General features: G+C 41.5%; 9 protein-coding genes. All 9 read right to left on the bottom strand.

Annotated elements, in window-relative coordinates; all coding sequences use genetic code 11:
• Positions 1 to 85: 85 nt before the first annotated feature.
• Positions 86 to 388 carry a HigA family addiction module antitoxin gene (locus tag GO621_RS04615; RefSeq protein ID WP_157564609.1) on the bottom strand — a complete coding sequence of 101 codons (303 nt, stop codon included), beginning with the start codon at positions 386 to 388 and terminating at the stop codon, positions 86 to 88.
• Between the two features lies 1 nt (position 389).
• Positions 390 to 701: a type II toxin-antitoxin system RelE/ParE family toxin gene (locus GO621_RS04610; RefSeq protein ID WP_157564608.1), complete on the bottom strand. Its 312-nt coding sequence runs from the start codon at positions 699 to 701 to the stop codon at positions 390 to 392.
• 82 nt (positions 702 to 783) lie between these two features.
• Positions 784 to 1,581 carry a rhamnogalacturonan acetylesterase gene (locus tag GO621_RS04605; RefSeq protein ID WP_157564606.1) on the bottom strand — a complete coding sequence of 266 codons (798 nt, stop codon included), beginning with the start codon at positions 1,579 to 1,581 and terminating at the stop codon, positions 784 to 786.
• A gap of 221 nt (positions 1,582 to 1,802) precedes the next feature.
• The gene (locus GO621_RS04600) at positions 1,803 to 2,585 is read right to left on the bottom strand and encodes a rhamnogalacturonan acetylesterase (RefSeq protein WP_157564605.1); all 783 of its coding nucleotides are present in this window, start codon (positions 2,583 to 2,585) and stop codon (positions 1,803 to 1,805) included.
• 4 nt (positions 2,586 to 2,589) lie between these two features.
• Positions 2,590 to 4,977 carry a glycoside hydrolase family 2 TIM barrel-domain containing protein gene (locus GO621_RS04595; protein WP_232335590.1) on the bottom strand — a complete coding sequence of 796 codons (2,388 nt, stop codon included), beginning with the start codon at positions 4,975 to 4,977 and terminating at the stop codon, positions 2,590 to 2,592.
• Positions 4,978 to 5,098: 121 nt separating this feature from the next.
• Complete coding sequence (locus tag GO621_RS04590) at positions 5,099 to 6,991, bottom strand: rhamnogalacturonan lyase (protein ID WP_198170134.1); 1,893 nt, start codon at positions 6,989 to 6,991, stop codon at positions 5,099 to 5,101.
• A gap of 3 nt (positions 6,992 to 6,994) precedes the next feature.
• Entirely contained in the window at positions 6,995 to 8,875 is a 1,881-nt protein-coding gene (locus GO621_RS04585; protein WP_198170133.1) for a rhamnogalacturonan lyase, read from the bottom strand.
• Positions 8,876 to 9,173: 298 nt separating this feature from the next.
• Positions 9,174 to 10,868 (bottom strand): GH39 family glycosyl hydrolase, encoded by a 1,695-nt coding sequence (locus GO621_RS04580; RefSeq protein ID WP_157564601.1) that lies wholly within the window; start codon positions 10,866 to 10,868, stop codon positions 9,174 to 9,176.
• A gap of 6 nt (positions 10,869 to 10,874) precedes the next feature.
• On the bottom strand, positions 10,875 to 12,350 hold the full coding sequence (locus GO621_RS04575) for a glycoside hydrolase family 28 protein (protein WP_232335589.1): 1,476 nt from the start codon (positions 12,348 to 12,350) through the stop codon (positions 10,875 to 10,877).
• Positions 12,351 to 12,622 lie beyond the last annotated feature (272 nt).

Genomic DNA, 12,622 nt, shown 5'->3' with positions numbered 1-12,622 from the left:
AAGCCCGCATATTAGCTGATTATTTTTTGGTATGCATCCTGTAGTATCCTGAAGAGTAAAAGGAGAATAGTTTTCTGAAAGCTTTTTAAGCGCTATTTTTAAGTTTACTGCGTTCGTTGTGCAAATCATAATCTGTTTGCAAGGCCATCCAAAACTCGGCTGCTATTCCGAGTTCCGCTTCCAGCTTTAAAGCGATAGCAGCCGTAATATTCCGCTTACCTTTTACAATATCTCCAAAATGGCCCGGGTACATTCCAATCTTCATAGCAAAGGCCGATTTTGTTATTTTCCGGGCCTCTAATTCATCTTTTAAAACTTCGCCAGGGTGCAATTCAATAGCTAACACTATTTCATTGCCTTCTTTATCTAAAATTTTATCGTTACCCATTTTATTGATAATGATTACTTAAATCTTCTATAAGTAGTATTTCTGTTACTGTTATTTCGTCTTGTTCAATCAAAAAAATCAACCTGTAATGGTAATCTACCCTTACCGAATATTTTCCTTTAAGCTTTCCTTTTAAAGGTTCAAAATTCAAGCTATTTAACAAACGCAAACTTTTTGTATCAGGCATCCTTTGTAAAATCTTTAAAGTTTTTTTAAACTTTATAATTACGCTTTTATCATACTTCGGCTTGCCTTTTATGCTTTCATCTTTAGCTATACTTTCCAAATAACTGTTGCTAAATCTGATAATCATATACAAATATACTACAAAATATGTATTACAAATTATGTGTAATTGCAATTAATAATTTAACAAGATAACCTATTCTTTAACCTTATTTCTTCAACAAATACTCGTTCAGCGAACAATTTTTCAATTCTTTTAATCCTGCCACAACCGATTCTGCATTTAATATGGCGCCTGCTTCATTGGTATGCGTGTGGTCTCCGGGGAAAAATTCTTTTACTTTTTCGGCACCCAACCGGTCATATTTATCCGCAGTGATCGAATTTAGGTCGATAAAAGAAGCATTGGTTTGTTTGGCTACTTCCTGCGCCCATTGTCCGTAACTGTTTACAGAACGCACTACTTTGCCGTCTTTCCACTCGTTTCTTGGAATGGGCGAACACACAATTGCGGTTGCACCTTTTGCTTTGGCTTCGTTTACAAACTTGCGCATGTACCAGCCGTAAGTATGCACCACTTCCTGTTTTTTCAGGATCGGGTTGTAAATTTCCTTGCTTTCTTCGCCAACACCTTTAATGGTGCCTCGGGCGCGGGCGGTATCATCTAACGGACTGCTATCATTATGTCCGAACTGCATCATTACGTAATCGCCTTTTTTCAGCTTTACGAGAACAGCGTCCCACAAACCTTTGGATTGAAAAGTACGACTGCTTGTTCCGCCTAAAGCATCGTTTTCTACATTGATCTTATTCTGATCGAAGTAAGCACCAATATAATGTCCCCAACCCCATAAACCGCCGTCGCCTTTGTCTTTACTGTTTTTAACAGTGGAATCACCGATGAGGTAAAGAGTTGGTTTGTTTTGTTGATATAGGATGAAGGAGGAAAGAGCGAGGAGCGTGATTGCTGTGAGCAACAGGGTTTTGAGTTGATGTTTTTTGTTCATGGTTGTAATGCTTTTTAGGTTGAAATAAGGTCATCCCCCTAACCCCCTTCAAAGGGGGAATTGTATAACGCCTACCTTTCTAAACCTAAAATATTTGATAGAAAGATATGCGCCCAGGTTCTTTTCCCCCTTTGAAGGGGGTTAGGGGAATGATGCGTTCATTTAGTTTTGAATTTCCAATGCTAACTTAATTTTCAATGCTTCTTTTATCGGTGTTTTCTTTATAAAAAATACGGTTTCAACGGGTCATTTTTCAATTCCTTTAAGCCGTCCACAACAGATTGGGCATTAATTTTTGCACCTTCCTGGCTGGTGTGTGTATGATCGCCGGGGAAAAGTTTTTTCACTTCATCCGGTCCCATTTTGTCGTATTTATCAGCAGTAATTTTATTTAAGTCGATAAAAAAAGCTCCTTCACGTTGCGCCACTTCCTGCGCCCATTTGCCGTAATCGTTGTTTGCTCTTTTAACTTTTCCGTCTGCCCATTCGTTCCTCGGGATCATGGAACAGATGAAAACCGTTGCGCCTTTTGCTTTGGCTTCTTTTACAAATTTGCTTAAATACCAGCCGTAAGTGTGCACGGTCTCGGGTTTTCCATCCGGCCAAACCAGTTCTTTTGTTTCGTCGCCAATACCTTTTAAAACGCCTCGGTAACCAGCTTTTGTAGTATCCGGAACGCTGCCTTCGTTATGACCAAATTGCATCATTACAAAATCTCCTGCTTTTAAAGTAGATAATACTTTATCCCAGCGGCCTTCTTTTATAAAAGTTCGTGTGCTTCTTCCGGCCATTGCCTGGTTGCTGGTTTTTAACTTCGTGGTATCGAAATAACCGCCGATAAAAGTTCCCCAGCCCCAGGTTTCCTTGTTAGAGTTTCTTACTGTAGAATCACCTATAACATAAAGTGTATGCTGGTTTTGCTGCCAAATAAATCCGCAGAAAACCACAAAAAGTGCTGCTAAAAACAGCATTGGTTTAGGGTTGAAAGATCTATTTCTTTTCATATTTTTATTTTGTTGGAGATGAAATTAAATCAATCGAAACCGAACCATCAGCCAAACCTGTCGATGCTGCTTTTACAGTAACTTTTCCTGATGCAGCTTTGGCTTTGATCAAAGCAATACAAGTTCCGCGATAAGCATTTCTTTCGGTGGTTTGATAAAGTTCGTGACTGGCAATATTGCCATTATCCACAGCAGCAATTTCTCCGCCGCCACTTATACTAAACTTAATGGATTTATCTGAATTTGGACAAGGAATTCCTTGCGCATCAACAATAGTTGCAGTAACATAAGAAACGTCATCCCAAATATTTGCTAATTTGCTTTTATCAACAGAAAGCACAATTTTAGCAGGTGCTCCGGCAGATTTAAATTCTTCGGAAGCAACCGCTGCACCTTTATTTTTGCCTACTGCTTTGAGCGTACCTTTTTCAAAAGTTACATCGTCCCATTCCCTTGGCGAATCATTGGCGGGTTTTGGTTTTGTGCCGAGAGATTTCCCGTTTAAAAAAAGTTCTACTTCATCACAATTACTGTAAACCTGAATTTTGGCATTATCATAAGTATCGAAATCAGTCGGCGTCCAATCGTTAACCCAATTTCCTGCGCCGGCATTATCAGATTTGCGGACGATATGTACAACCAGTTTATCCGACCACCAGCTTTGCCGCTGCAAAGCTTGCTGTTTCCAAGCTCCGGTCCTGTCAAACAAACCTTGATTATTCGTTACATTCGGCCAATCTTCTTCGCCTAAATAATCAACGCCAGTCCACAAAAACTGGCCAGCCATATAAGGTTTATCACGCAATGCCAACCATTGGGCTAATACGTGGGTATTTTCTGTACCGATGACTTTCCAATCCGGATGCGCTTCATGTGCTGCAATCAATTCATTTTCACGGTAATTCTGGCCAACTACATCCATCATCGCTGCAAAACCATTTGAATAAACTTTGGAAACATTTGGGCGGAACAAAGCCATTGTAACCGGACGAGTTGGGTCAAGTTGATGCACCAAATCCTGCTGATCTTTGTATTTTTTAAATCCTTCGGGATTATCCAAATTATCATGAATTTCATTGCCAACACTATAAATAATGATGGATGGATGGTTACGATCACGAACAACCATATCATGGGTATCTTTTTCCCACCAATTAGTAAAGTACAGGTTATAACCTTTTTCACCATTAGCTTTTGCGGCTGTCCAGGTATCAAAAGTTTCGTCCATTACCAGGAAACCCATCCGGTCGCATAAATCCAGAAACTCGGGCGCAACCGGATTATGTGAAGTGCGGATAGCGTTTACGCCTGCTTCTTTTAACAGCTTAAATCTTCGTTCCCAAACTGCTAAAGGAACTGCCGAGCCAACTGCGCCGCCATCATGATGCAGACATACTCCTTTTATCTTGATATTTTTTCCGTTGAGCCAGTAACCGGTTGCTGCCTCAAACTTGCTATCTCGGATGCCGAAAGTTGTGGTTTCATCATCCAAAGTTTTTCCGTTAGCAATGATTTTGGTAACGGCGCGATACAAGTTCGGCTGTTCCAAATCCCACAATTGTGGATTGCTTACTTCCAATTCCTGAGTAACATCAGCAGTTTTTCCGGCAGCAAGAGTTTGTTTGCTTTCTGTTGATTTTACAGCTTTCCCGGAAGGATCAATTAAAGATGTTTGTAAAGTAATTTCATTAGATGCGGAAGATGTATTGCTGATTTTAGTTTGAATTTTTACCTGTGCTTTTGCAGAAGTAATCTGCGATGTTGTAATGTAAATTCCCCAATGATCAAAATGAACATCATCCGTAGAAACCAAACGAACATGCCGATAAATACCTGCGCCAGTATAAAAACGGGAAGCCGGCTGCAAAGAATTATCTGCACGAACCGCAATTACATTTGTTTTTCCTTTGCCAAAGTTGAGATGTCCGCTTAAATCATAACTGAAACTGCTGTAACCATAAGGACGTTTTCCCAAATGAAAACCATTGATCCAGACATCACTATTAGCCATTACACCATCAAATTCTATAGAAACTTTGCGTTTGGCATCTGCTTCGTCTAAGGTAAAAGTTTTACGATACCAGCCAATTCCGGCAGGAAGATAACCACCACCACGACCAGTTGGATTGTTCTGATCGTATGGGCCTTCAATGCTCCAATCGTGCGGAACATCCAGTTTTCGCCATTTAGCATCATCAAAAGCCGGTTTTTCTGCCCCGGTTGCATCATTTTTTAAAAAGCGCCAGTCGGGATCGAAAGAAGTAATTTTTCGTCCATCCGAGTTGCTTTGCGCCTGGATAAAAACGGGAAACAGGACCAGCAAAAACCCAAGCACCGGAACCATCCATTTGCTCCTGGTTTTTAACTGAATTGATCTTGTAAAAAATAACATAGTGATAAGTTTAATGATTTAGGTTTTTAAGTTGAGCTTTTGTCTGATAAAAGAAGCATGACAGCAGGAAGCATGCTTCTTTTACCACCTAAAAAACTCCATCTGTTGCTGTTCATGGTGCTTATTTCTTTTGTGCTGATGCTTTTTTTACCAACACAATATTGGGTTTCGGCAACATTTTCATATCACTTCCCAAATAAAAACCCGTATGCGGCGGCTGGTTGTAACCCACGTTTTGCCAGGCGATACTTAACCGGTATTGCGGGTCGTGCATCAACGTATAAATTTTATGTTTGGTAGGAATGGTTGTGGTATAAATTCTTAAATTCTGGTTATCGGCCGTGCGGAACATCACTTCTTCGCGCCAGTCGCCAAATAAATCAGCGCTTAAAGCAGGTGTTGATTTGGTTCCGTTGTTGGAAACGCAGCCTTCCGCCGTTAATAATCTGCCGCCTTTGTATTTATCAATGTGATTGCCATCAAGCAATTCTCTGTTTAAATCGCCATCCCACCAGCTTAAAAAGTTGGTTGATCTGGGCGCATCTCCAATTCGTACCCCTTTTATGGTGTATAAACCGTTGGAGCCCGACCACCACATTTCTGCTCCGGGATAAGCCGGATCAATATCGTCGGCAACGCCTCTTCCCACATCCTGGTCCATGGAACCTTTAAATAAAGTTTCTCCTGTTCTGGCATCATAAACCGTAACGCCTGGCCCTTTTGTCCCTTCTTCAATTTCGTGGATGCCGAAAACTTCTAAACCCGGCCTTGAAATATCCAGATCGGAAACATGCAACGCATCGCCATGACGGTAACCGGTACTAAAAAGCCCTTTGCCATTATCATCCACCACCATCGATCCGTAAACAATTTCATCTTTGCCATCGCCATCCACATCTGCTACGCTCAAATTATGATAACCCTGGCCGGAATACGGATTTTCGCCATCTTTACTATCAAAAACCCAACGTGAAGTCAGTTTTCCATTCCGCCAATCCCAGGCAGCCAAAACTGACCTGCCATAATAACCACGGCACATTACAACGCTGGGATGAACGCCATCGAGATAAGCAATACAAGCCGTAAAACGATCAACACGGTTACCAGTATCATCGTGGCCGCCATTACCACCATGACCGTTCCAGCCATTGGTTGGATAACGGCTTGGAATATAATCGGTAGTAGCCAAAGCTTCGCCGGTTTTGCCGCTAAAGATGGTAAAGTATTCCGGTCCGTTCATTATTTTCCCGTACATCACGTTTCTTGGTTCAACATTTAATGTACGCCAGTCTTTGGTAGAATCGCCGATTACTTTTCCTTTTCCATCTACCGTTCCGTCTGCGGTTTTACAGGCAAATTCTGCTATGCCATCTCCATCTAAATCATAAACCATAAACTGGGTGTAGTGCGCGCCTTCGCGGATGTTTTTACCGAGATTGATCGTCCACAATAATGTTCCGTCCATCTTATAAGCCTGGAAAATAGGAGGATCTGTAAGCCCAGGCGAAGGCGTATCGCGGCCGCGGCCGGTTTGGTGCAGGATAATTTCGTACTCGCCATCACCATCCAGGTCGCCTACAGAAGCATCATTGGGCGTATAACCTTGCGGTGTTTTAAGTGGAATATTGATGTACTGCTGCACCGGCGCATTTGCTGCCAATGTATAAGGTTTGCCCGCTTCCTGCTCCGCGCCTTTTAAAACCGGTTTTACAAAATAAGTATTGGGTTGAGAGAAATTTACCCTGGCATCTTCATAATTTGTACTTTCTGTTATTGGTGTTTTGTTGAGTTTTACAGGCGCTGCATTTCCTGTTTTACGATACAAATTAAAGGCAATATCCTGCGGCTCCGTGCCTAACATGCGCCAGCTTACAAAAACAGAATCAGCACTTTTATGTACGGCGATGATACCACGGCCCAGGTTTTCCATTTGCCGTTGCGCACTAATTTTAGGTGCATAAAAACAGCATGGCACAAAAAACAATAAAAAGCAGAAGCGTAATTTTTGATTCATAACTTATGGTTTTGCAGGTTTGATATTTTTAATTTGAACTGATGCTTCTTTTAGCACATAAATTTTAGGCCGGGGTGGTTTTGCCATACCTTCTCCCAGAAAAAAATCTGTATGAGGCGGTTGATTATAAGCTACATTTTGCCAGGCAATACTTAGCCGATATTCCGGGTTATGCATTAAAGTGTAAATGCGGTTTTTAGCAGGAATAGTGGTTGTGTAAATTCGAAGTTCTTTGTTATCTGCTGTTCGCCAGACCACTTCTTCACGCCAATCGCCAAACAAGTCTGCGCTTAAACAAGGTGTAGCTTTGGTGCCGTTGTTAGAAACGCAATTTTCAGCAGTCAATAAGCGGTCAGTTGTTTCAGTTTTCCAATTCCATTTATCAATGTGATTTTTATCTAATAATTCGCGCGTTAAATCCGCATCCCACCAAACCAGAAAATTAGTTGATGAAGGTGCTTTTTCTGTGATGGTTTTACCATTTATATCTCGTAAACCGCCAGGCCCGCCCCAATTTTCAAAACCAGCATGAGTTGGATCGATATCAGCAGCAACTCCTCTTCCTACATCAACTCCCGGCCCTAAACTCCATAGAATTTTTCCTGTTTTAGCATCAAACATTGCCACACCTGGCGTTTTTAATGCAAGCGTTTTTTCTTCACTTTCGTGGATGCCAAAAACTTGTAAACCTGATTTTGACGGATCCATCGCACTTACATGTAAAGCATCGCCATGGCGCAAACCTGTTGTGTACAAACCTTTTCCGTTATCATCCACTGTCATGGCGCCAATGCAAATTTCATCTTTTCCATCACCGTCCATATCTGCAACACTTAAATTATGGTTGCCCATACCGGAATAAGGATTTTTAGCATCCTTAGAATCAAAAATCCAACGCTGCGTTAATTTTCCGTTCCTAAAATCCCAGGCAGATAAAGCCGAACGGCCATACCAACCACGGACCATTACTACGCTTGGGTACACGCCATCTAAATAGGCAACACAAGCGCTAAACCGATCCGGCCTGCCTCCGGTATTATCGTTTCCGCCGTTTCCGCCAATCCCGCCCCAACCATCTAACGGATAACGGTTTGGCGTATAATTTTCTGTCGCTAAAGCCGCTCCGGTTAATCCGTTAAAAACGGTTAAATACTCCGGCCCTTCTACAATTTTTCCGTATTTCGGGTCGCTTTCCGGTTCTTTAAACCGCCAGTCTTTCGTAGCATCGCCAATGATTTTTCCTTGTCCGTCTATCGTTCCATCAGCAGTTTTACAAACTATTTCTGCTTTGCCATCTCCATCCAAATCATAAACCAAAAACTGCGTATAAGCTGCTCCGGAACGAATATTTTTACCAAGATCAATACGCCAAAGCCTTGTTCCATCCATTTTGTAAGCATCTAAAATCTGGTTTCCGGTAAAGCCTTTTTGCGGTGGATTTTTAGAATTGGAAGGGTCCCATTTTAAAATTAGCTCGTACTCGCCGTCACCATCTAAATCTCCAACAGAAACATCGTTAGCGCTATACGAAAATTTGCTTCCCATCACTTCTCCGGGAGGAGGAGCTTGAATTGGAATAGAAATATATTGCCGAATGGGCGAATTTGCTGCCAGCGTATAAGCTTTACCCGCCTGCTGCTCTGCTCCTTTTAGTACCGGTTTTACAAAATAGGAATTGGGTTCGGACGAGTTTGCTTTTACATCGATAAAATCAGTAGTTTGTTTTATTGGAGAAGAGTTGAGTTTAACAGGACTTGCATTTCCTGATTGACGATACAGGTTAAAGGTTATTTCATCAGGATCAGTTCCCAGCAAACGCCATCCTACATAAACTGAATCGGCACTTTTACGAACAGCAATTACGCCCCGGCCAAGGTTTTCCATTTGCCGTTGCGCACAAGTTTTTTCTGCATAAAAACAGCATGGCAGCAAGATCAATAGCAAGCAAAAGCGTAAATTTTGATTCATTTTTAATCTAAAATATTTCGTTCTGTCATCCTAAAACTTTATTAAAATATTGCGGATGAACCTCTATTTCTTTGTGCGTTCTTTTTTCTTGGCGTTCTTTTTTGGCATTGCAAGATATGCGCCTTGTCATCCTGAGCCTGTCGAAGGACCTTCATCTAATAAGTAATTCTTCTTTGATGAAGATTTCTCCCTGCGGTCGATAACAGAACTAACCTCATTTCCAGTCCAGTTTAATCAGTTCAACACCTTGCCGTTCCAAATTAATATTCATTTTTAGTTGTCCATTTGCCACCAACATTTGCTGCGGGTTTCCATCCGTTTGCAGCATTCCTGCTTTTTCAAGTGCTGTAATTTGTGCTGTGGTTGGTTTTTGCGGCGATCCCATTTTTTTCCAGATATTGTAGGAATTGCTGTGGCTTTGATCGATTAAATATCGGGTTACTTTTACCGTTTTAGCTGGTAAACCATTTAGGCTGATATTAACAGGAGTTGCAGGTTCTAAACGATCATCATCATGATAATTCCAAATCATTACCGCAGCAGTGTTTTTATCTTTTGAAGCCAGTCCGCCAATATCCGTTTGGTTCCTAACGCTGGAATCGTGTACTGTTTTTAGCGGGTAAAAATTGGTGCCTGTTACTTGAACGCGCGTTCCGCTCATCTTCCCGAACATCCGAAAAATGTTTAGAACGGGTTTATCTACGCCATTTGTAGCTACATCACGGAAACCGGCAAACCAAGGCTGGTTTTCAAACTCGAACGACCAGGAAACTGCTCCTTTAAAATTGACTTGGTATTCATCCGCCAATAAATATTCCCTTGCAAAAGAAGCAGCGGTGTAACTGGAAAACATCGTTCCGTTGCGGTAAGCGTTTTCAGGATTGGTTTGAATACCGCAAGCTGCGCAGCCTTCCGGATCAGATTCGCCCAGAATAACAGGGAGATTTTGAGTTTGAGGATAAGACCTTACTATTTTAAATCCGGTTTCAATATCGCGAAGTTGCGGTGCCATATTCATTTCTACTATGCCGTTTTTAAATTTTGGCGAACCTTTTGCATGAAACAAAACCGCATCCAGCGGAGAACCTATTTTGCCGGTAACGAAGTTGGTATCCGAAATACAGTGTTCTATAAAACCTCTTAAAAATTTGCTTCCGCCTGCTCCGCCTGTTCCTGCAACGTTTGGCCCGCCAATTTTTGCTGTCGGTAAAGCGCGTTTTAAACCAGCAGCAGCATAATCATACAGTTTGTAAAATTCCGGAACGGTGCCTTTCCAGTAATAACCGTTTGGTTCGTTCCAAACTTCCCAGTACCAGCTTTCCACTTCTTTTTTGCCGTAACGCTCCACGCAGTGTTTCACCCATTGATAAACCAATTCGCCCCATTTCTGATAATCTTTCGGAGGATAAGCCCAGCCGGTTGTAATTTGCTGATAACCAGCTTCTGCCCGCCAGTGATGCTGATAAGGTTCCGGATGCGTGGATAAAGCTTCGGGCATAAAACCAATCTGTGCCAGTGGCTTCATTCCTCGTTTGATGTAGGCATCAAAAATCCGGTCAACAATGGTGAAATTATAAACTGGATTGCCGTTTTTATCTTCCGTATAAATATTCGTTGAACCCCATTTTAAAGCAGGCGTACCATCACCGGAAGTCATTAAATTATGTGTTCTTAAATAAACCGGGACCGGACTTAAAGCAGCCAGTTCTGTTAACAGCTTTTGCCCGTCTTTCATGTAAGCATAGTTTGGTTCATCGTTTCCAAACCATGCCCAAACTGATTTCATTGGACCGGTTTCCTTATTAAAATCAACTTGTATGGAAACCGGCGAAGTATTTTGAGCTTTTACCGTGTTAAAAACAGCAAGTGTAAAAGCAAGCAATAACAGTTTTTGTACAAGTATTTTCATGTTATCTTACTTTTCTGACATTGCAATTTTCATGTTGGAAGAACTTTTAACCCCAAGCTGCGAGTTGTCTTTTGTTTTAATGGATACCTGATCGAACTTCCAGCCTTGCGCTAATTCAATATCGCCTGCAGTTGCTGCTTCTATCGTAACATTTTTCAGGTTGAAATTGATCAGTTCCGATTCCTGCAAACCAATTGCATTGATTGCTTTTTTGGCATCGGTAACTTTAACGTTTTCTAAAAAAACGTCTTTAAAATGAGGTATTCCTTTGGATGCCGGTTCTACTTTGGTCAGCATTTTTTTCCAATGCGGCGGCAAAGTTTCTTCCGTATAACCTTCCGGCAATTTAGAATAGCTGTAGCTCGGGTTCCAGTTCATGGTAATTTGCATCGCTGTTCCAACGCCGTTCATGGTGATGTTTTCAAAGTGAATATCTTCAATTGTACCACCGCGCGTTGTTGCCGATTTGATATTTAAGCCGTTGCTGGTTCCGTTTCCAACTAAATTAGTTGCCAAAACATGCCTGATGCTGCCTGAAGTTTCACTTCCAAGTGTTAATAATCCGGCACCTTTTCGGGCAACACAATCGCGGATCACTACATATTCCGTTGGCCGGTTTACCCGCAAACCATCCCAATCGCGGCCAGCTTTCAAACAGAAATCATCATCGTTACAATCAATATCACAATTCTGGATTAAAACCCAGGAAGAAGAATCCACGTCAATTCCATCAGTTGAAGGGCCATGGCCGCCAATATTGTTCCGGATCGTAATGCCATCAACCGTTACGTTTTTGGAGTACAAAAGCTGCACCGTCCAGAAACCGGCCTGTTGTAAAGTAATTCCTTTTATAGTTACATCCGAAGAGTTGGAAACCAGCAAAGTGCGGGGCCTTTTGGCATCATAATCTACAATCCAGCGCAGGCCTTTCGGATCGTATTCCTTCCTTAAATTCCAGTAGTAATCCCAGAAAACTTTTCCCTGGGCGTTAACCAATCCTTCCCCGGTTACGGCAACCTGCTGTTGGTCGAGAACATTAATTAATGCAGCAGGCCATTTCATTTCGATACCGGCAATGCGCGTATCAATTTCCGGGTAATCTTTAATATCCTGACTGCCTTTAATTTCTACGCCTTTATCCAAACGTAGCTGAACACCTTTTTTTAAAAAAACAGAGCCGGTCAAATATTTTCCGGGAGCAAAAGTTACTATTCCGCCGCCTTTTGCTGCACAGGCATCAATAGCTTTTTGGATGGCTTTTGTATTTAAAGCCGTGCTATCATTTACAACACCGTAAGCATTTACTTTAAATTCTGTTTTTTTTATGGGAGATGAATGCGCGCCAACTTTGCTGACCCAATCCATTTTGGTGCCTGCGGTTTGTGCCATCAATTTTTGGCCGATAAAAGAAGTACACAGCAAAAACAACATGCTTCTTTTAGCACCTAAAAAAACATTTGATATACAGTTTATACGGCCCATAATTTCATTTTTATCCCCCGGTCAGCTTTACCAAATCCTGCTTTAATCCTCGTTTTCCAAAATTCATTACAAATCATAAAATTGCTTTTACCATCAGTAGTTCTGGTTTTATATCGCCATTAATAAAGCTGTTGCCGGGCTTGGTTTATAATCAGCGATCAAAATCTGTAAAATAAAACGAAGCTGCATCCTGTACTCGCCTGCCGCATTGCCCATTATTTTCTAATTATTTCATTAACAATTCACTATACTGTTTTTATCACCTAAAAAAC

Source organism: Mucilaginibacter arboris (genome assembly GCF_009754915.1).
GTDB lineage: Bacteria > Bacteroidota > Bacteroidia > Sphingobacteriales > Sphingobacteriaceae > Mucilaginibacter_A > Mucilaginibacter_A arboris.
This window is presented reverse-complemented; position numbering and strand designations above follow the sequence as displayed.

Bases quoted from the DNA above. Each gene is read 5' to 3' on its own strand.
- GO621_RS04615 (WP_157564609.1), bottom strand. From the start codon at position 388: ATGGGTAACGATAAAATTTTAGATAAAGAAGGCAATGAAATAGTGTTA.
- GO621_RS04610 (WP_157564608.1), bottom strand. From the start codon at position 701: ATGATTATCAGATTTAGCAACAGTTATTTGGAAAGTATAGCTAAAGAT.
- GO621_RS04605 (WP_157564606.1), bottom strand. From the start codon at position 1,581: ATGAACAAAAAACATCAACTCAAAACCCTGTTGCTCACAGCAATCACG.
- GO621_RS04600 (WP_157564605.1), bottom strand. From the start codon at position 2,585: ATGAAAAGAAATAGATCTTTCAACCCTAAACCAATGCTGTTTTTAGCA.
- GO621_RS04595 (WP_232335590.1), bottom strand. From the start codon at position 4,977: ATGTTATTTTTTACAAGATCAATTCAGTTAAAAACCAGGAGCAAATGG.
- GO621_RS04590 (WP_198170134.1), bottom strand. From the start codon at position 6,991: ATGAATCAAAAATTACGCTTCTGCTTTTTATTGTTTTTTGTGCCATGC.
- GO621_RS04585 (WP_198170133.1), bottom strand. From the start codon at position 8,875: ATGGAAAACCTTGGCCGGGGCGTAATTGCTGTTCGTAAAAGTGCCGAT.
- GO621_RS04580 (WP_157564601.1), bottom strand. From the start codon at position 10,868: ATGAAAATACTTGTACAAAAACTGTTATTGCTTGCTTTTACACTTGCT.
- GO621_RS04575 (WP_232335589.1), bottom strand. From the start codon at position 12,350: ATGGGCCGTATAAACTGTATATCAAATGTTTTTTTAGGTGCTAAAAGA.